This is a genomic window from Marinomonas sp. TW1 (assembly GCF_001625355.1).
In the GTDB taxonomy this organism is placed as follows: Bacteria; Pseudomonadota; Gammaproteobacteria; order Pseudomonadales; family Marinomonadaceae; genus Marinomonas.
Genome location: NZ_JSEE01000007.1, coordinates 32,138 through 52,870 on the forward strand (window position 1 = coordinate 32,138; position 20,733 = coordinate 52,870).

Annotated in this window: 16 protein-coding genes; 13 read left to right on the forward strand and 3 right to left on the reverse strand. The window is 46.2% G+C overall.

What is annotated here, in order from left to right:
- The 6 genes from recC to OA79_RS07675 all read left to right on the forward strand — a co-directional run bounded on the left by recC (position 1) and on the right by OA79_RS07675 (position 11,610).
- On the forward strand, positions 1-3,354 hold the full coding sequence (recC, locus tag OA79_RS07650; protein WP_063332642.1) for an exodeoxyribonuclease V subunit gamma: 3,354 nt from the start codon (positions 1-3) through the stop codon (positions 3,352-3,354).
- Positions 3,351-7,043 (forward strand): exodeoxyribonuclease V subunit beta, encoded by a 3,693-nt coding sequence (gene recB, locus OA79_RS07655; RefSeq protein WP_063332643.1) that lies wholly within the window; start codon positions 3,351-3,353, stop codon positions 7,041-7,043. Before recC ends, recB begins: the two co-directional genes overlap by 4 nt.
- Complete coding sequence (recD, locus tag OA79_RS07660) at positions 7,030-8,940, forward strand: exodeoxyribonuclease V subunit alpha (protein ID WP_082825413.1); 1,911 nt, start codon at positions 7,030-7,032, stop codon at positions 8,938-8,940. The genes recB and recD overlap by 14 nt, the downstream gene beginning before the upstream one ends.
- 175 nt (positions 8,941-9,115) lie before the next feature.
- Positions 9,116-10,123, forward strand: a complete 1,008-nt coding sequence (locus tag OA79_RS07665) for a tryptophan--tRNA ligase (protein WP_063332644.1) — start codon at positions 9,116-9,118, stop codon at positions 10,121-10,123.
- 13 nt (positions 10,124-10,136) lie between these two features.
- A complete protein-coding gene (locus OA79_RS07670; RefSeq protein WP_063332645.1) occupies positions 10,137-10,997 on the forward strand; it encodes a Tim44 domain-containing protein in 861 nt (286 codons plus the stop codon).
- A gap of 103 nt (positions 10,998-11,100) precedes the next feature.
- Positions 11,101-11,610, forward strand: coding sequence for a chemotaxis protein CheW (locus tag OA79_RS07675; protein WP_231908829.1), 510 nt, complete (start codon positions 11,101-11,103; stop codon positions 11,608-11,610).
- Positions 11,611-11,710: 100 nt separating this feature from the next.
- Here OA79_RS07675 and OA79_RS07680 read toward each other — a convergent pair whose 3' ends face one another.
- Positions 11,711-13,009: an inosine/guanosine kinase gene (locus OA79_RS07680; protein WP_063332646.1), complete on the reverse strand. Its 1,299-nt coding sequence runs from the start codon at positions 13,007-13,009 to the stop codon at positions 11,711-11,713.
- Positions 13,010-13,098: 89 nt separating this feature from the next.
- Here OA79_RS07680 and OA79_RS07685 point away from each other — a divergent pair, with 89 nt between their 5' ends.
- Both OA79_RS07685 and trxB read left to right on the forward strand, forming a co-directional pair.
- Positions 13,099-13,869, forward strand: a complete 771-nt coding sequence (locus OA79_RS07685) for a HesA/MoeB/ThiF family protein (protein WP_063332647.1) — start codon at positions 13,099-13,101, stop codon at positions 13,867-13,869.
- A gap of 126 nt (positions 13,870-13,995) precedes the next feature.
- Positions 13,996-14,949, forward strand: coding sequence for a thioredoxin-disulfide reductase (gene trxB / locus OA79_RS07690; protein WP_063332648.1), 954 nt, complete (start codon positions 13,996-13,998; stop codon positions 14,947-14,949).
- A gap of 168 nt (positions 14,950-15,117) precedes the next feature.
- On the opposite strand, the gene ppa is transcribed toward trxB, so the two are convergent.
- A complete protein-coding gene (gene ppa / locus OA79_RS07695; protein WP_063332649.1) occupies positions 15,118-15,648 on the reverse strand; it encodes an inorganic diphosphatase in 531 nt (176 codons plus the stop codon).
- A 212-nt stretch (positions 15,649-15,860) separates the two neighbouring features.
- Between ppa and ihfB the strand changes: the two genes are divergently transcribed.
- The 5 genes from ihfB to OA79_RS07720 all read left to right on the forward strand — a co-directional run bounded on the left by ihfB (position 15,861) and on the right by OA79_RS07720 (position 18,968).
- The gene (gene ihfB, locus OA79_RS07700) at positions 15,861-16,169 is read left to right on the forward strand and encodes an integration host factor subunit beta (protein WP_013797052.1); all 309 of its coding nucleotides are present in this window, start codon (positions 15,861-15,863) and stop codon (positions 16,167-16,169) included.
- A gap of 74 nt (positions 16,170-16,243) precedes the next feature.
- On the forward strand, positions 16,244-16,567 hold the full coding sequence (locus OA79_RS07705; protein WP_063332650.1) for a LapA family protein: 324 nt from the start codon (positions 16,244-16,246) through the stop codon (positions 16,565-16,567).
- A gap of 5 nt (positions 16,568-16,572) precedes the next feature.
- Positions 16,573-17,751 carry a lipopolysaccharide assembly protein LapB gene (gene lapB / locus OA79_RS07710; protein ID WP_063332651.1) on the forward strand — a complete coding sequence of 393 codons (1,179 nt, stop codon included), beginning with the start codon at positions 16,573-16,575 and terminating at the stop codon, positions 17,749-17,751.
- 77 nt (positions 17,752-17,828) lie between these two features.
- Positions 17,829-18,530, forward strand: a complete 702-nt coding sequence (gene pyrF, locus OA79_RS07715; RefSeq protein ID WP_063332652.1) for an orotidine-5'-phosphate decarboxylase — start codon at positions 17,829-17,831, stop codon at positions 18,528-18,530.
- Between the two features lie 129 nt (positions 18,531-18,659).
- Entirely contained in the window at positions 18,660-18,968 is a 309-nt protein-coding gene (locus tag OA79_RS07720; protein ID WP_063332653.1) for a ComEA family DNA-binding protein, read from the forward strand.
- A gap of 23 nt (positions 18,969-18,991) precedes the next feature.
- Here the strand turns inward: OA79_RS07720 and OA79_RS07725 are convergent, their stop codons facing one another.
- A complete protein-coding gene (locus OA79_RS07725) occupies positions 18,992-20,728 on the reverse strand; it encodes a SulP family inorganic anion transporter (RefSeq protein WP_063332654.1) in 1,737 nt (578 codons plus the stop codon).
- Positions 20,729-20,733 lie beyond the last annotated feature (5 nt).

A 20,733-nucleotide genomic window follows, 5' to 3' on the forward strand; every position in this document is an offset into this window, starting at 1 on the left:
ATGTTTCGGCTTTACACTGGCAATAGACTCGAAGATTTAGCAGTATTGCTGGCAAAAATTCTTGCGGTTTCGCCACCGCAAAATCCATTTGACGACGAACACATTCTGGTGCAGAACCCGGGGATGGCCCAGTGGTTAAAAATGCGCTTAGCGGAATCTCATTCCATTTCGGCTGGATTAGCGTTTCCTTTGCCTTCTACTTTTGTTTGGCACACCTTTAAACAAGCCTTAGCGGACATTCCGTCACAAAGTGAATTTAATAAGCCGTTTTTAGTGTGGCGGTTAATGCGTATTTTAGACGCAAGGTTGGCTGAGCCTGAGTTTGCCGCGTTAGCTTGGTATCTGAGTGAGGATGACAGCCAGGTACGACGTTTTCAACTGTGTAGCAGCATTGCGGATATTTACGATCAATACTTGGTGTATCGACCTGATTGGATTGCCGCTTGGGAAGCCAATCATGTTGAGGACTCATTTTTACAGCAGCATTTTTCGGAGCAGCCTTGGCAAGCCATTTTATGGCGCGATCTTGTTGCGGACATCAGTCAACAAGGCGCCTCTCTGTATCACCGTGGTAATTTAATCGAAGCGCTAACGGAAGCCTGTGCATCTGGCTCACGCCCAAGTGGTGTACCGGAGCGAATCTTTATTTTTGGCGTGTCGTCCTTACCGCCTAATACCCTAGAGTCCCTTCGAGTGCTGGCCGATTCAGGTTGGATCGAGGTGCATTTATTTCTACAGAATCCCTGTCGTTTTTACTGGGGGGATGTGGTGGATAAGCATTATCTTGGCCGTGAAATTAAACGTCAGAATGTAAAGCCGGGTCTGCGGCTAGAGGCGCTACACCTTGATGCTAACCCTTTACTTGCTAGTTGGGGGCGCTTAGGGCGAGATTACATCGGGCAACTGCAAGACATTGCCAACGATGAATTGGATGTGTTTGAAGACTATCAAACGGCTGATCGCTCAGGGCTGTTGCAATGGGTTCAGCAGGATGTGCTCACCCTTGAAAACTATGGCGCGCAACAAGAAACGGATATCCATCTAAGTAACAGTCGCTATCGGCACCCAATCACCGCCGATGATCAGAGTGTTCGAGTGCATGTGTGCCACAGTCCATTACGAGAAGTGGAAGTGCTTCACGACCAATTGCTCGATATGTTTGAGCGTGATCCACAGCTGACGCCAAAAGACATCATTGTCATGTTACCGGATGTGAATACTTACAGCCCGTTTGTTCGTGCAGTGTTTGGTCAGGCGGAAGGCCGTAAGCACATTCCATTCGCCCTGATTGATCAATCGGGTGGCATGGAAAACCCCATTGTTGAAGCGTATTTATATCTGTTGGGGTTGGGCGAAAGCCGTTTTACCTTGTCCGAATTGATCAGTGTCTTAGAAGTGCCTGCGGTGATGGCTCGCTTTGACCTGTCCGCTCATGAACTGGATCGAATTCGTCAATGGTCTGTGGAAGTGGGCATTCGTTGGGGATTGGATGAGCAAACCGCGGAACAACACAAGCTGCCGAAACAAGTCTCACACACCTGGCTGAATGGGGTCCGCCGCATGTTGTTAGGTTATGCCATGGGGCACGATCATATTTGGCAAGAAACCTTGAGTTATGGCGATGTTGAAGGCTTAGAAGCCGCGGTAGCAGGTAAACTCGCCGAATTTCTGGCGTTGATACATCAAGCCCAACAGACGTTACAACAACCACTGCAGCCGAGTGGTTGGGTGCAAACACTGTATGCGTTGGCGGACGATTTTTTCTTGCTGGAAGAGCAGGACACCTTCCGAGAGTTATTGGCGAATCAGCTCGATGCGTTAATGTCAGAGTGGCAGCATGCCCAATTTGATGAGGTCTTAGACCAATTAGTGCTCAGGCAATTGCTCGCGCCTAGACTGCAAGAATCACAAGGCAGTCAACGATTTCTAGCCGGTCGAGTTAATTTTTGTACCTTGATGCCAATGCGTTCAGTGCCGTTTAAGGTGATCTGTGTGTTGGGATTAAACGAGGGGGATTATCCTCGTAGCGTGGCGCCGATGGGCTTTGATTTGATGGTTGGCCATTATCGCAGCGGTGACCGTAGCCGCCGTGAAGACGATAAATACCTTTTTCTAGAAGCCTTGATGTCTGCCCGAGAGGTATTTTATTTAAGCTATGTTGGTCGCAGTATTCAAGACAACAGCGAGAAAAATCCATCCATCTTATTGAGTGAATTACTGGAGTATTTAAGCCAAAGTTGTGTCTTTGACGAGGACCAAGACCTTACGCCAGAGAGTGCGCAACAGGCTTTCTTGCATAAAGTGGTGACAGAGCACCCATTGCAGCCGTTCAACCGACTGTATTATCAAACGAGCAAGAGTCCGACCGCTTTTTACAGTTTTAACCAGCATTGGCTGCCCGCCTTGATGACAAAAAAACAAGACGTTGCGCGAGACGTCTCTCCTTTAGCCAGATTTGAACAAGGGACCGCCACCTTAGCGCTCGATGAAATCGTACGTTTTATGAGTCACCCGACGCGTTATTTTACCCAGCGCCGACTGAAAGCTTACTTGTCTTTAAAAGAAGAGCAAGAGCTGGAAGACGAACCCTTTGCCCTTGATGGTTTAACAGGCTATCAGTTAAAAGATGCTTTATTACAAGCCATGTTGAAGGGGGAAGAACAGACCTTTTTGCAACGTTTAGTACTGACTGGCGTGATGCCATACGGTGCGTTTGGCCGTTTATCCTTGGCGCAAAGTCAGCAACAATGTCGTCAGCTATATCAAGTCCTACAAGGATACGATTTGGCAACGTTACCGCCGTTAGAGGTTCATCTGTCATTAGGCGCTTTGACCTTGCAAACTTGGTTAGACATGCCGACGGCCACCACGCGTTTGTCCTACCGTATGGGGGATGTATCCGCCAATCAAAAAATGCGTTTTTGGATTGAGCATTTGGCCTTGTGTGCACAAGGCACCGCTAGGCAACATCATCTGATTAATCTGTTGAAAACCGGCAAGTTGCTTGAGCATGAGTTTGCGATATTGCCGCCTAATGAGGCTCAAGCGCATCTGCTTGAGCTGACAACCTTGTTGCAATCCGGTTTGTCTCAGCCTTTGCCACTTCCGGCAAAAAGTGCGGATGCTTGGTGCAAAAGCTATTGTGCCAGTAAAACCGCAGAAGACCAGGATGCAGCATGGGAGCAGGCTTTAAAAACTTATCAAGAAAGCAGTAGCGCATTTACTTCAAGTGAAGTAGAGGATGCTTATTGGCAACGTTATTTCCCTGATCTAACGGCACACAAAGCTCATTTTGTGAGCCTTTGTGAGCAGGTCTGGTTGCCCATGCATCGACATCTGGAGCAAGCAGAATGAGCGACATTGATCACCTACAAAGTATTCCGGAAACGCTTGATGCCATGTCGTTTCCTCTGTTTGGCAAACGTCTTATTGAAGCCAGTGCTGGAACAGGAAAAACCTATACCATTGCCAACTTGTATTTGCGTTTATTGGTGCCAACGGGGCAGTCAGGGGATTTAGAGCGACCATTAACGGTCGATCAAATTCTAGTGGTGACCTTTACCGAAGCGGCCACCGCGGAATTAAAAGCGCGAATTCGAGCTCGTATTCGAGGGGCGCGTAAAGCCTTAATGTTGCAGCAGAGTGACGATGTGTTTCTGTCTCAATGGCTCAATGTCATGACGGCAGAACAGCAAGCGGATGCGATAGAAAAACTGCTTTATGCTGAGAAGCAAATGGATGAAGCGGCGGTGTTTACCATTCATGGTTTTTGTCAGCGTATGCTCAGTCAAAATGCTTTTGAAAGCCGTATGCTGTTTCAGCAAACCATCGAAACGGACGAGCAAGCGCCACTTGCAATGGCGGTGAAAGACGTTTGGCGGCGTGTGTTTTATCCGATGAGTGACAGCAAAGCGGCTTTGGTCAAGCCCATTTGGGCAACGCCAGACGCTTTGCTGCGTGATTTATACCTGTTGAATAATCAGCCCGACGCTAAGGTCTCGGCGCCAGATTATGATTGGGAAGCGGCATTGCAGAAAGCCCAGCAGCAGATTCAAGTTGTCCGTGACACTTGGCTGGAACAGTCACAAGAGATCATTGATGCATTAGATAACAGTGGTATTAAACGTAATTTCTGGCGCAAGGACCCGGCGAAAGATTTGGCGGCGATGCAGCAATGGGCGACATCTGGGCATTTTGAACTGGATAAATGCTTGGAGAAGTTCGATGCCAATGAACACGCGACTCGCATCAGCAAAGGAGGGGAGGCACCGCAGCATTCTTTCTTTGGGCTGGTGGCCGAATTGCGACAAGCTTTTCCTGAAGCTGGTAAGCTTAAAGCGGTGTTGTTAGTGTCCTTGTGGCAACAGGTGAAAGAGCGCATGGCTGAATGGAAGCGCGCCACGCAATCGCTGACGTTTACAGACTTGCTAACCTCCTTAGATCAGGCATTAACACAAGACGACAGCGGCAAGTTAGCGCAGCGGATTCGACAGCTTTACCCTATCGCGCTGATCGATGAGTTTCAGGATACAGATGCGGTGCAATATCGTATTTTTTCTGAGGTTTACCAGCCAGCCAACCCCACGCAGACCAGTCTTGGCTTGATTATGATTGGTGATCCTAAGCAAGCCATTTATGCCTTTCGTGGTGCTGATATTTATACCTATCTGGCGGCCAAACAGCAGGTCGATACCGTTTACTCACTGGCCACCAATTACCGTTCATCCGCCGCCATGATTCAGTCTGTTAATGGGTTGTTTACCACGCAAGACTCTCCGTTTCGTGTGTCTGGCATTCCGTTTGTGGCGGTACAAGACCGCGGGGTGACGGGGCAATTTCTGCGCCAAGGTGAAACACAAGCGGCCTTACAATTTTTGTATCAAACATCTGACGAGCCGGTAACACCAAAAGACTATCGTGAGCAGATGGCCGACGCTTGTGCCGCCCACTTGCATGAACTTTTATTAGCTGGGCAGCAGCAACAAGCGACGGTATCTGGTCAAGGGGTGCGGCCTCAGGATGTGGCTTTATTGGTGACGAATTTCAGCCAAGCCAATGCGTTGAAAGAAGCGCTTCGTCAACGTGGCATTGCCAGCGTGTATTTGAGTGACAAAGGCTCGGTGTTTGAGACGGTTGAAGCCAGAGAGTTGTTGATTGTCTTAACGGCGATTCTGTCTAATGGCCAAGAAGGTAAGTTACGTTCGGCGTTGGCGACCAGCTTGGTGGATTGGTCTTTGTTGGAATTGGACACCCTGAATCATGACGATGTGGTGTACGAAAAGTGGGTACAGGCTTTTCAAGGGTATTTAATTTTATGGGAGCAACAGGGTTTATTGCCCATGCTGCGCGTTTTTATGCAGGACGTGAGCTTAGCCCCCAACATGCTGCGACACGTAGACGGCGAAAGACGACTCACTGATTTCTTACACCTTACTGAAAAACTTCAGGAAAAGTCCTTAGAATTGGACTCGAAAGAAGGCGTCTTGCGCTATCTTCGTTTGTCTATCCAGTCACCAAATGGCAACAGTGATGAGCAAAAGATTCGTTTAGAAACGGATGCTGAGTTGGTGCGTATTGTGACCATTCACAAGAGTAAAGGGTTGGAATACCCCATTGTGTATTTGCCTTTTGCTCTGACACCGTATCAGGATAGGGAAAAGTCCGCTCTTTATCATGATGCACAGCAGCAATTGTGGATTGCTATTGACCCTGATGAGACGCAAACTGAACAACATAAAGAAGAATTGTATGCCGCAGAGATTCGCCTGGCCTATGTGGCACTAACTCGCTCTAAAGAGGCGTGTTTTATTGGCTGTATGGAGGTTGGTAAAAAAGCGACTAAGAGTCGAGAGGCGTCGTTAGAGGTGCATTTAAGCGGTGTCGGTGCGTTATTGTCAGAAGGTGAAGCCTTTGCTGCTGGGGATTTATACCCAAGTCTGATGCGACTGTGTGAGGCTCATTCTGCTGAACAAATGAAGCTTGTCGATTTACCATCAGAACCTTTGGTTCTGCCTCGATTTGAAATGCAACAAGCGCCATTAGACTCCGCGAACGCACGTGAGTTTAGCGGCAGAGTGGAGCGAGACTGGTGGATTGGCAGTTATTCGTCATTGGTAGTGGAAGACAAAGAGATTCGTGATGAAAGCTTACCTGGTTTAGATGAACTGGTGACGGTTGAGCCAATAGATGCCATGTCAGTGCCATTACCTGAGACGCTTGCTGAGCCAGCAGCAGAACCGCAAGCGAACCGCTTTACTTTCCCAAGAGGGGCGGCACCAGGTACGTTTTTGCATGATCTGCTTGAAGGGAAAGCGCTACTTGAGACGATTGATCAACCTAGCTTTGCGGATCTGATCCGCACGAATCAGCAAACTAACATGGCGGCTTATTATCAACGTAATGGCTTTCAGGATTGGCAGGTGGTGTTAACTGAGTGGCTGCCCGACATCTTGCAAACGGAATTGGTTGAGGGAGCGACCTTGGCCACATTACCTGTGTCGGCTTGTCGAAAGGAGATGGAGTTTTTCTTGCCGGTCAGCCATATGAATGCATTGCAATTGGATGCGATTGCCAGAACCCATGACCCTTTGTCTAAGCAAGCGCCGAGGATTCAAGATCGTCCGCTAAAAGGCATGTTGAAGGGCTTTATTGACCTATTGTTTGAGTGGCAGGGGCGGTATTACGTGTTGGATTATAAGTCCAACTATTTGGGCGAAGACTTTAACGACTACGGCAAAGAGGCATTAAATCATGCGATGCTGGATCATCGCTATGATTTGCAATATCAACTTTACACCTTAGCTCTGCACCGATTGTTAAGGCAACGTCTGCCAAACTATGATTATGAACAACATATTGGCGGCGTGGTTTATGGCTTTTTGCGCGGTATGTCACCACATAAAGAGACGGGCGTGTTCCGTACGCGTTTGACTCTGGCGCATGTCAATGCCATGGATGACTTGTTCCAAGGTAAATCGACCGTTGAAAGTGACGACCGTGATCAACCGACTTCTCACGAGGCAATACAATATGGACTCTTCTAAGCAATTAGATTGGTTACATGCCGATGCGGATAGGCTAGCGGAAGAGCCTTATTTTTTAACGGATTGGCGTAACCGCGGTGTATTAAAAGCCATTGATATGCAATGGATTGAGCAGTTGGCGACGCATGCTGGAGAATCTCATGCGGCGGTGTTAATGGCCGGCGCATTATCCAGTGCGGCCTTGGGAGCTGGGCACATTTGTTTGGACTTGACCGATGTGTGGTCGCAGCCACCAGAAGGCATATCGGCGAATGAATTACAGCACGTCTTGATGACGTCAGGTGTGCATTCTGTTGAGCAGTGGTGTCAGCGGTTATGGCAATCAGAGCTTGTTAGCCAAGCTCACGCCATAACAGAAAAACCGATGGTATTAGCGGGAACGCGCTTGTATCTTTACCGTTACTTTCAATATGAACAGTCGGTATTAGGTTATATAAACGGTCAAATTTCGGCACCAACTCGGCCATTTGATCACGCCCTGATTCACGCGTTATTTCCTGCTGATCGCCATGAGCTGGATTGGCAGAAAGTGGCGGTAGCTAATGCGGCAAGCTTGCCATTTTCGGTGATTAGCGGTGGTCCGGGAACGGGGAAAACCACCACAGTGACGAAATTATTAGCCTTGCTGGTGGCGGAAGCTCAGCAACAAGGTCAAAGGTTGCGCATTGAGCTGGCGGCCCCGACAGGAAAAGCGGCCGCTCGGTTGACCGAATCGATCGCCGGAGCCAAGGCCTCTTTGCCCCTTAGTGAGGATATTAAACAGGCCATTCCAGAGCAGGCATGTACATTACATCGTTTGTTAGGAAGTGATTTTGGGCGCAGCCGCTTTAAGCATCATCATGATAATCCATTGCATCTGGATGTGTTGTTGGTCGACGAAGTCTCCATGGTTGATTTGCCGATGATGGCGAAGCTGATTGATGCTTTACCGCGCCATGCGCGTTTGATTTTGTTAGGTGACAAAGATCAATTGGCCTCGGTCGAAGCCGGTAGTGTGTTAGGGGATTTGTCCTTTGGTATTGAGCGGGCGTATTTTCAACCAAATTGGGCGGATCATTTGTTCGCTTGTACGGGAGAAGAGGTGACCCGCTTTGCCAATGTGGCGGCGCCACCGGTCAGTCGAGTATTAACCTTATTGCGTAAAAGTTATCGTTTTGATGCCGACAGTGGTATAGGCCATTTAGCGAAAGCCATGAACGCGGGGGAGGCGAATCTCGTGATGGCATGTCTTGATCAAGATTATCAAGACGTGCAATGGCATGCACCGGACGAGAATCAAACTAAACCTGACATAGTGCGTTTAGCGAAAGGCTATGATGAGTATTGGCGAGCCGTTCGCGAAGGCGGTGAGGTTAAAACGGTTTATCAAGCGTTTTCTCAATACCAGATTCTGACAGCGGTACGACAAGGCGAATTTGGGGTTGAGCGTCTAAATGCCTATCTGGAGCAACATTTTTATCAACGCGGCTTGTTGCGAGATCCTCATCTTTGGTATCCAGGAAAAGCCATTATTTTGACTCGTAACGATGCTGCGTTAGGCTTGTTTAATGGTGACATAGGCATATGTTTGGCCGATCAAGAACAGCGGCTCAGGGTTTGGTTTATGCAACCAGATGGGACGTTTGTTGGCTTGTTGCCGAGTCGATTAAATGAATACGAAGTGGTGTTTGCCATGACGGTCCATAAATCTCAAGGGTCTGAATTCTCTGAGGTGGCGTTGGTGTTGCCTATGACGCCATCCCCTGTTTTGACAAAAGAGCTTGTTTATACCGGTATTACCAGAGCAAAGAGACGGTTTACCTTGTGGGGCAGTCGTTCGCTCATTCGTTTGGCGGCGGAGTCTCGCATTAAACGTCATTCGGGATTGCTAGAGGCGTTATGGGGCAAAGGCTCGTAAGGGAATAAGCCCATGACTTGATTTTGTGGCTTTTGTCGCCATCAATAACGAAAGCAAAAAAGTGTATGAAAACATTGAATTAAATATTCCATTGCAGGCAGTGCTAAAGCAAGGTTTTGTGATAAGGTAAGCGCACATTTTGACACTTTGTAAAGTAGGAAAAGAGTAAACAATAATGGCGAAAGAAATTGTTTTAACCGGTGTTACCACCACAGGCACTCCTCATTTAGGCAACTATGTGGGCGCGATTCGTCCTGCGATCGAAGCAAGCCGTCAAGAAAATACGGAATCTTACTTCTTTCTAGCTGACTACCATGCTTTGATCAAATGCCAAGATCCAGAGCGTGTGAAACAGTCTCGTTTGGAAATCGCAGCGACCTGGCTGGCTTGTGGATTGGATACGGACAAAGCAACTTTCTATCGTCAATCCGATATTCCAGAAATTACGGAACTGAATTGGTTACTGACTTGTGTTACCGCAAAAGGTTTGATGAATCGTGCGCATGCCTATAAAGGCGCGGTAGACGAAAACCTAGCCAACGAACAAGACCCAGACTTCGGCATTACGATGGGCTTGTTTTGTTACCCTGTGCTAATGGCGGCAGACATTCTTGCCTTTAATGCTCACAAAGTGCCGGTTGGACGAGATCAAATTCAACACATTGAAATGGCTCGAGACATTGCCGGCCGCTTTAACCATTTATTTGGTGAACATTTTGTCTTACCAGAAGCGGTGGTTGGTGAAGAAGGATCGATCCTAAAAGGCCTTGATGGTCGTAAGATGAGTAAGAGTTACAACAACACGATCCCGTTGTTTGAAACAGAGAAGAAACTGCAAAAAGGTATTAACAAGATTAAAACCAACTTGTTGGAACCGGGTGAGCCGAAAGATCCAAATGATTCAACGGTATTTGATATTTACCAAGCGTTCGCAACACCTGAACAAACGGCTGAGATGCGCCAAAAGTTTGTTGACGGTATCGCTTGGGGTGAAGCGAAGAAGGAACTATTTGCGCTTGTGAATGGTCAATTAGGTGAAGCTCGTGAAAAATATCACGAATTAATGGCCAATCCAGCGTTTGTTGAAGAAGTATTACAGGCTGGAGCGAAGAAAGCTCGTACCCGTGCAAGAGAAAGTATTGTTAAATTGCGCGACGCAGTCGGTCTAGTGAATTTTAATTAAGCGGAGAAAAACAGTGAAAACAACGGCATTTGCCATGTTTATGGCGTTTATTTTAGCAATCGGCGCGGGCGGTTACAGCGCCGAAGTGCAGGCTAAAAAGTTTGGTGGCAGTAAGAGCTTTGGTAAAAGTTTCTCTATTTCCAAACAAAAAAGTGCGACTAATTCGACCTCTAAAGCGACTAACGGCACGAATAGCTCAACTAAAAGCAAAGGTCTTTTAGGCGGTCTAGGTGGCGGTTTGTTAGGCGGTCTACTGGCGGGTGGTTTGTTTGCTGCTTTGTTAGGTAGTGGTGCTTTTGATGGTATTTCGTTCGGTGATATCTTGTTATTTGCCTTGATCGGTTTCTTGATTTACAAGTTCTTCATTGCACCAAAACGTCAAGCGGCTCAAGCGCAGGCGCAAGCTGGTGGTATGTACCGTGATATGTCTGGTGCGTCTCAACCTGCTCAACCAAATGCTATGCCTGGCTTGTCCGGTTTTGGCGGTATGCCTGAAATGCAGCTGCCACCGGGCTTTGATGAGCAAGCGTTTGTCGCAGAAGCGAAGAACCATTATGTGTTGCTACAAAAAGCTTGGGATGACAACAACTTTGATACTATCTTAGATTATGTCAGCCCTGAGATGTACAACATGTTGGTGACTGAGCGCGCGAAATATGGTGATAATAAGCCAGTGACAGAAGTCGTTTCTTTGATGGTGGAATTAGTGCGCGGTGAAATCTCTGGATCCACTGCATCGATTTCGTTGCAATTCTCAGGATGGATTAAAGAGGGGGATGAAACCTCTGAAACAAATGAAATTTGGCATTTAGAGAAAAATCTGTCTTCTGCAAGCGGTAACTGGGTTATCGTTGGTATACAACAAGACAACTAATTGTTACTTAAATTAGCTCGAAGACTCATCATAACTTGGCTATGCTAGGGCATATGATGAGTTCTAGAGTATTTCTTTATTAAATTGAATATGGATATGAGCCATGTCTGAATTAGCACCTATTAACGAAACGGGTAAAGGTCTTACAGAAAGCAAGAAAGGTGAATTGCTTCAATACCTTACTTTTAAACTGATTGACGAAACATACGGCATTAACGTCATGCAGATTAAGGAAGTTTTGCGTTACAGCGAAATTGCTCCTGTTCCGGGTGCGCCTTCTTATGTGCTTGGTATCGTTAACTTACGTGGTAACGTCGTCACAGTCGTGGACACACGTGTTCGCTTCAGTCTGCCAGAATGCACCATTACGGATGATACTCGTATTATTATTGTGGAGCATGATGGTGAGCAGATTGGTCTACTTGTTGATGCCGTGCAAGAAGTCTTCTATTTGTATCAAGGTGAGATAGAGCAGAGTCCTAGTGTTGGTAATGATGAGGCCTTGATGTTTATTCAAGGGGTTTACCAAAAAGAGGAAGAGCTGGTTATCTTGCTGGAATTGGATCGCATGTTTGAGCGCAATGAGGCGCTGGGCATTGAGGCAATGAGTTAAGCACCACTCACGGTGAATTTAACCGTCAATATTGAAAGGCCATGCAGAAAATTGCATGGCCTTTTTTTGTCTCGGTTGACCTGTAGTAACACTGTTTAGATTAGCGTTCCCAGTAAGCTTCTTCTAGGCTATCTTCTCGCTCGGGTAAACCACGAGACAGACGCGGTGCGTTTTGCGCAAGAATTTCATAACTCACTCGGTTCGAATATTTACAAATCTGAGCGAATGAAGAATAGGCTAGGAAAGGTGCTGCGTGTTTACTGGAATTCGGTAAGCTGTCTTTGTGGAAATGGTTAGCAGAGATATCGTGCAGTAAAGCGGATAAAGCACCATCACCCGCGCCGTTGGTGTTGCGGATTTTTTCAGGCCCACCCATGTAAGGGTCGATATGAGAAAAGACTTTGATGGGATTTTGACAAGCGGAACGCAGCATAGGACGACTGAATTCCCAGCGATTGAAATCCGCAAGGCGACCAGATTTAATTGGGTTTGTGGTTTCGCGTTTTACCGCATCCTCCGTGTGGCCGCATAGATACATGCCTTCAGGTCCGGCTGTTAATAATACAATATCCACGTATTCGAGAATTTGATCGGCCGCTTGCAGAGGGTCAGACAGGCCTGTTAATGCCTCGGCTTCAAGTTCATTCATAGCTAGGACATTAACATGACGTTTGATCAAATCCAGTAATTCGTCTTTGTTTTCTTCTACTAGATGCTTGGTACCAAGGGTGAGAACCGTTGGTACTTGATGTTGATGCGCATACTCTAAAGCCGCCAACATGGCTTGTTTGATGGGTTTTCCTTGGTGACGTAATGGGTAGGCGCAAGTGACTAATGCGGCACTGCCAGCAATGATGTGTTCAGGAATGTGTTCTGCATTAAGCTCATCCATGTCACCTGGCGCAATGGCAAAGGTGCGTTCACCATCTGGCGTGATTAAGGTGATACCTCGACCTATGTCACCAGATACGCCTTGTAAATGGTTCATGTCTACCTTACTACTGGTATGACAAATATAGTGATAAGCGGGTGAGCCTAGGGTGATGTTGGCGGACATGACGCCTAGCAACACAGACTTATCATCGGCCAGGACCGAATAATTGTGAATGGTATTGCCAATGGTTCCGCCTGCAAAATGATCCGAAATGCAGCCTTGAGCAGCCAGTTCACGATAGATGGCAGACGCCGTCTCTGTGTCGACTAAATTGGATAACCCTTTGTGGATGCTAAACTGCGATAGAAATTCATCGGATACATTGGCGACTACATCAACAATGGTTTCGTCTAACCCAACAATGTAGGTATCTTTGTCCGGTTGCACATCAATGGATGGTAAGATGGGCTTAGGTTGAGATACTGGAAAGTAGTGCTTGAGTTTACGTCTGCCGGGGAATTTCATGCTGTTTGCTCATCGAATGGGTAATAAAAGGATTTTAGCAAAAAATTGACCACTCGGGCAGAATCAATCATAAGAAAAGTAAGGTGAACATGAACGAAATTGAGTTAGACCGTTATAGTCGTCAACTATTGCTTGCAGACTTTGATGTTGAAGGTCAGCTTAGATTAAAGCAGGCGAAAGTGCTGATTGTCGGCTTGGGGGGATTGGGAAACATTGCGGCGACGTATTTGGCAACATCAGGTGTTGGGCATTTGTTGTTGGCGGATGATGATCGTATCGAAAACAGCAATCTGCCGCGCCAAGTTCTGTATGAAGAAAGCCAGATAGGGCGAACCAAGGTTGCAGCTGCGGTGAGTCAGTTACGCGCTAAAAATGCCCGTACAGAATTTCAAACGATTGAACAAAGGTTGTCGGATGAAAACTTGCAAAACGTGATTGCGAAAGTGGATGCCGTACTTGATTGCACCGATAATTTTACCACGCGACAAGCCATTAATAGAGCGTGTTGGCAATTGAAGACGCCCTTGATCAGTGCCGCCGCGATTCGTTGGGAAGGGCAATTGGTCAGCTTCTTGTATGATCAGCAAGATTCGCCCTGTTATGAGTGTTTATATCCTGCCTTATCTGACCAAGCATTAAGTTGTAATGAAAGTGGTATATTGTCGCCGGTTGTCGGCTTGCTTGGTGTCTATCAAGCTTTGGAAGCCATAAAAGTGGTGAGTCAGACTGGTGTCGTAAAACATGGTTCATTGAAGCTGTTTGATGGTTTTCAGGCGAGTTGGCGGGAAATGCAATTAACACAAGATCCCGCATGCTATGTTTGTTCAGAAAAGGCGCGCGTGACGGTTGAAAAGTCATAGATAAGCCCTATTTCACTAATGAAGATTTTTTGTTAAGCATTTTTTGTATTTTTCGGTAGAATTCACCACAACATTTCGCTGATAGATCTGTCTATCGAGCAAACATTCAATTACAGGAGCAACAAAATGAGCGATGTAAAACACGCTAAGTTAATGATTTTAGGTTCAGGACCTGCTGGTTATACGGCCGCTGTATACGCTGCTCGTGCGAACCTGAATCCTGTAATGATCACGGGTATGCAAATGGGTGGTCAGTTGACCACGACGACCGAAGTTGATAACTGGCCGGGTGATGATCAAGGCGTGCAAGGTCCTGAACTAATGGAACGCATGCGTAAGCACGCAGAGCGTTTTGAAACGGAAATTATTTTTGATCACGTTAACAAAGTTGATCTGCAAAACCGCCCATTCCGTTTGGAAGGTGACAGTGGCGTCTACACCTGTGATGCTCTGATCATTTCCACGGGCGCCAGTGCTCAATACCTAGGGCTTGAAAGCGAAAGCAAATTCATGGGACAAGGCGTATCAGCTTGCGCAACCTGTGATGGCTTTTTCTACCGTAATCAAGATGTTGCGGTGATTGGTGGGGGTAACACAGCCGTTGAAGAAGCGCTGTACCTATCGAATATTGCTAAGACGGTTACTGTGATTCACCGTCGTGATAAATTCCGTTCAGAAAAAATTCTAGCCGATAAACTGTTGGATAAAGCGACCAATGGCAATGTGAACATTGAATGGCATTCGGAACTAGATGAAGTGTTGGGTGATGGCACTGGTGTTACTGGTGTGCGCATTAAGAATAACCAAACAGGTGAGATGAAAGATTTGGCTGTCGCGGGTTTGTTTGTGGCGATTGGTCACAAGCCAAATACCGATATTTTCCAAGGCCAATTGGACATGAAAGACGGCTATTTGAAAGTTCAGTCTGGTACACAAGGTAATGCGACACAAACCAGTGTTGAAGGTGTGTTTGCTGCCGGTGATGTCAGTGATCATATTTATCGTCAAGCCATTACCTCTGCTGGAACGGGCTGTATGGCTGCATTGGATGCTGAGCGTTACTTAGATTCACAAGAGTAACCCCTCGTATGCCTATCAGGCGGTTGTGTTTGATAGGTTGTCCAGTCTGATAGACAGTTCTGTTTCATAGACAATAAAAAACCGATCACAAATGGATCGGTTTTTTATTGTCTGTTACTGGTGATACGCTTGTATAAAAGAGAAACGAGCGACCAGCGAAACTTTGTATTACTGTGCGTTGTAAGCTTCTACGCCTTCAACGATGGCTTTGCGAGCTTCTTCTGCGCTTGCCCAACCTTCCACTTTTACCCACTTACCTTCTTCCAGCTTTTTGTAGTTCTCGAAGAAGTGTTCGATTTGGTCACGAAGCAATTGTGGAATGTCGTTCACATCTTGAATGTGGCCGTATTCTTTGCTGAGTTTTTCATGTGGTACAGCAACCAGTTTTGCATCCATACCGGCTTCGTCAGACATGTTCAATACACCCACTGGACGGCAACGAATAACAGAACCTGCTATCACTGGGTAAGGTGTGATCACCAATACATCAACTGGGTCACCGTCGTCGGCTAACGTGTGGTTAACATAGCCATAGTTGGCAGGGTAGAACATAGGTGCCGTCATAAAACGGTCTACGATAAGCGCATCCATGTCCTTGTCGACTTCGTATTTAACTGGATTTGCTTGCGCTGGAATTTCGATAATGACATTGATGTCGTTTGGTGCGTCTTTACCCGCTGGAATATTACTGTAGCTCATTATTTTTCTTCCGATCTGGTTGAATATGGGCGCTATTATAAAAGCTAGCTTGTTCAGATGCTAGTTGTAGAGCCAAGTGAAAAACTATTATTCGCCTTAAGGATTGAATAAAATGGGTAAAAATTTGCGTAATAAGCCATAACTTATTGCTTTCTTTCCAGATTTAGCTAGTCTTACATAATACTGGTCAAATATTAGACGCGAGGACGGTAATGACAAAATCTGAGCTGATAGAACTGCTTATCGATCAGCAATCTCATTTGCCTGTTAAAGAGGTTGAACAGGCCATCAAAGCTATGTTGGAGCATATGTCTGATTCTTTAGCGAATGGTGAGCGTATTGAGATTCGTGGTTTCGGTAGTTTTTCATTGCATTATCGAGCACCGAGAATCGGTCGTAACCCTAAAACAGGTGAATCGGTTGAATTAAGCGCCAAGTATGTCCCTCATTTCAAGCCTGGCAAGGAATTGCGTGAGTTAGTCAATGAATCGTCAGAGTCAACGGCGAACGAACTCAACTAATTTACATCTAATACCTCGAAATTTTTCAGCTATCACGGCATAATATCGCCATTCTATTCTCGATAGGTTGTTTTATGCTTAAATGGCTGAAAAGAGTTATCTATACGGTTCTTGTGCTGTTCTTTCTTGCGGTGGGAATATTTTTTGCTATCCGCAATCCACAACTTATCCATCTTGATTTGGTCTTCTGGCAAGGTCCTGAGCTCAGTGTGGCGCTCTACATCATTCTGGCGTTTACGGTGGGAGCATGTATTGCCTTGTTGGTCAGTTCGGTTGCTTACCTACGTAGCGAACGCCAAATTCGAGTGTTAAGCCGCAAATTTGAGAAGGCGCGTGATGAAGTGGATGCCCTTAGAAAAGCATCCATCACGAAAGAGTTGTCGGTAGGGAAGGAGTAGCGGCGTTGACCGAAGTCGGCTTGTTCCTAGTATTATTTATCGCACTCTTTGTCGGTTGGACAATGGGGCGTAAAACGCCGACTAAAAAAAGCAATCCGCTTAAAAAATCCATTCCTAATGACTACTTTCGCGGCTTAAATCATTTATTAAATGATCAGCACAGTGAAGCCATTGACGCTTTTGTTGATTCTTTGGAAGTCAATTCAGAAACCTTTGATATTCATTTAACCCTTGGCAACTTGTTCCGTAAGAAAGGCGAGATCCAAAAAGCCATTAATATTCACCAGAATCTATTGGCTCGTCCTGAAATTTCTCAACGAGAAATGCGCATGGTGCAACTTGAACTTGCCAGTGATTTTATGTCGGCGGGGTTATTAGACCGAGCCGGACGTTTGCTACTCAATATGGCTTCTACGGCGAGAAAAAGTGAATTCCAACCGAAAATATTGACCTTGTTAGTGGATTTGTATGAGTTTGAGCAAAGTTGGGATAAAGCCATTCAAATTGGCTCTGAGTTGGTCAAAGAGACCGCTACCAAAAAAGAGATAAAACGTTTAGGACATTTTCATTGTGAAATGGCGCAAGAGCTGCAAAAGAAAGAGCAATGGAAGCCTGCTTACCAGCAGTACAAACAGGCCCTAGAAGTTGACCCGAGTTGTGTTCGTGCCAGCATTGGGGCAGCGGATGTATTGAAAAAACAAAACCGCTATCGAGATGCCATTAAAGAGCTTAAGCACGCTGCAGAACAGGACAGTGATTTTGTGTCTGTGATCATTCCGCAATTAAAAGAATGCTATCAGAAAATCTGGGGCAGTGGTGGGTACATCAAATTTTTACAAGAGCAGAATGAGAAGAAGCCTTCCACTACCTTGATCATGGCGTTGGTCGAACATTATATGGAAAATGACCGTGAATACGCGGAAATGTTTCTGGTCGAACAGTTAAGAAAACACCCTACGATCAAAGGCTTTAAAGAGCTGATCAATTTACAGATAGCCGACTCTCAAGGGTATAACCAACAGCATTTATCGGTTCTTTACGAGTTGATTGATCAGTTAGTTCAGGCCAAGCATAAGTATCAATGTCGCCAGTGTGGCTTTTCTGGTCATCAACTGCATTGGCAGTGCCCGAGCTGCAAAACCTGGGGTGTTGTGAAACCCATTCATGGTTTAGAAGGCGAATAGCGTCGCTTTTTAATCCACTAAGTTAATAGAAAGACACGACAAGCACCTTAGCTTGTCACTGCATAAGAGGACACTAAATGAGCTGCCAATCCCCTATCGTAGTTGCCCTAGATTTTCCAACTATGGCGCAATCTATCGAGATGGCAAAGCGACTTGACCCGAGCCAATGTCGAGTTAAAGTCGGTAAAGAGTTATTCACTACGTCTGGCCCAGCCATTTTAGAAGAGTTGCATAAATTAAATTTTGAGATTTTTCTCGATTTAAAATTTCACGACATTCCAAATACCGTCGCCAATGCGGTGAGTGTGGCGGCCAAGTCTGGGGTGTGGATGGTGAATGTGCACGCATCCGGTGGACGTCGAATGATGGAGGCGTCTGCCAATGCTTTACAGCAGCTGCCTGATCAAAACACCTTGTTGATTGCGGTGACAGTATTAACCAGCATGGATCAGTTTGATCTAAGTGAAATTGGTATTGATCTGACGCCAGAACAACATGTGAAACGCTTGGCGGCATTAGCCAAATCGTCTGGAATGGACGGTGTGGTTTGCTCAGCGCAAGAGTCACAAATGTTGTCTTCTGAATTGGGTAAAGATTTTGTTTTGGTTACTCCTGGTATTCGTCCAGCAGGCTCTGATCAAGGAGATCAGAAACGCATTATGACGCCAGCTGAGGCCATGGTGGCGGGTAGTCATTACCTTGTCGTTGGGCGTCCGATCACGCAAGCTACGGATCCGATGGCGGTATTAACGGAAGTGAATCAGAGTTTAGGGCTTTAAACGACCGTTCCGCGCATCTTGAAGTTCGATTAAAAAGCTTTTACTCTAAAACCGTTCGCTGATTAAAATCTAATCAGGAGCGGTTTTTTATTGGCATGATGCCAGTGTTAATTTAAAAAGGATCTTTATATGAAAACCCTACTAAAAAAACTCGGTTCGAGTATTGCTCATTGTGTAGTCACCCTTTCTTTGTGTTTTTCGACTCTGCTTATGGCGGCTTCGCCTTTGGATATTAATATTGGTACCGCAGATCAGTTTGCGGCCATTATGTCGGGAGTCGGTCAGAAAAAGGCCGAAGCCATAGTGGCATACCGTGAAGCCAATGGGCCCTTTACGTCTGTTGATCAATTGGTTGAAGTAAAAGGCATTGGTCAGGCTTTATTGCAGCGTAATAGAGCACTTATCCAAGTATCTGAAGCGATAGAAGAGATGCAATAGCATGTCCATCAGGGTGAGTGTTCTTACTCACCCTGATGTTGTGCTTCGATAGGATGACTTAATGCTTGTATGGCCTGATGTTGCGTTAAAAAAATCTGTCCTGTTAAGTTTGTTATTAAGGTTGATTGGCGGAGTTTGTCCATCACTGGCCCTTTGATTTCCGAGAAATGCAGTGTGACTCCAGCTGAGTTAAGACGATCGGAAATGGTTTCTAAGCTGTCTAACGCACTGGCATCAATCATGTTTACCGCACTGCACATCAGCACAATGTGTTTCACGTCTTTTTGTTGAGCAATCAGGCTTAACACATAGTCTTCTAATACTCTCGCATTGGCAAAGAAAAGGTTCTCGTCGATCCTGATGGTGACAATGTCAGGAGTCGTTTCGACCTGATAGCGTTGTACATTGCGAAAATGCTCGGTGCCTGGAACACGACCAACCACGGCAATGTGAGGGTGACTGGTGTGCCACAGGAAAAACAATAGCGACAAACTAATGCCGACGATGATGCCGGTTTCCATACCAATAAATAATACCACTAGAAAGGTCGCCGCTAAGGCCAAGGCTTCTTGTTTTGAAAAGTGGTAAATACGGATAAAGTCTTTTATATCGACCAGTTGTAAAATCGCCACAATAATGCAGGCGGCCAAAACCGCATTGGGTAGATAGTAAAAAAGCGGCGTTAAAAAGAACAGCACAAGCAGCATGAATAACGCGGTCAGAATGCCTGCCATAGGGGTTTTTGCACCAGCACTGGTGTTGACCACGGTACGAGAAAAACCGCCAGTCACAGGAAAAGCTCCGCTTAAGGCTGAGGCAATGTTCGCTGCGCCTAAGCCAAGTAACTCTTGGTTAGGCTGAATGTCCTCTTTACGTTTGGCGGCAAAGGATTGTGCCACTGAAACCGAGCCGACAAATCCCACCACACTGATTAAAAATGCGCCGGGCAGTAACGCCCATAATGTGTCTGCTTCTAGACTGGTTAAGTCAATTGAGGGCCAGGCTAATTGAATATGACCAACGATTTTAACGCCTTGTTGGTCCAGCGACAGTAAAGCCACACAAACCGTGGCAAGCACCACCACCAAGACTGGGCCGGCTTTGCTTAGTAGATTCGCTATGTTGGGCGAGAGCCCCAATGCTTTTAAGATGTTACTTAAATATTTTTTAAAAAAGACTAATAACCCAATCACCAAACTGCTGATGATGAATGTTGGCAAATTGATGTCATCAGTGTGACTTAACATGTCTTGGGTGAGTTCAATCAGATTATTTCCATGGGCTTGAATGCCTAACAGATGTTTGAGTTGACCCACTGCAATCAAGATGGCTGAGGCGCTGATAAAACCGGATATAACAGGGTGACTTAATAAGTTGGTTAAAAAGCCCATTTTTAATAGGCTCATCAGTACTAGAAATACCCCAGACACAAACGCCAACAAAATGGCCAAGCTAATGTAGGCATCGCTACCGGGTACCGCCAACGGTAACATAATGGTGGCCGTCATCATGGATGTGATGGCCACAGGCCCCACCGCTAGACTACGGCTGGTGCCCAGTAACGAATAAATAATGGATGGTAAGATGCTGGCATATAGGCCCAAATAAGCAGGAAGTCCGGCCAGCATGGCATAGCCCATACTTTGTGGAATCAGCAGGATGGTCGCAATGAAACTGGCCATGCCGTCTGTAGCAAGGTCTTTACGAGAATACTGTCTTAACCATGCCATGGCAGGTAAGCCGCGATCCAATGTTTTCATCCTGT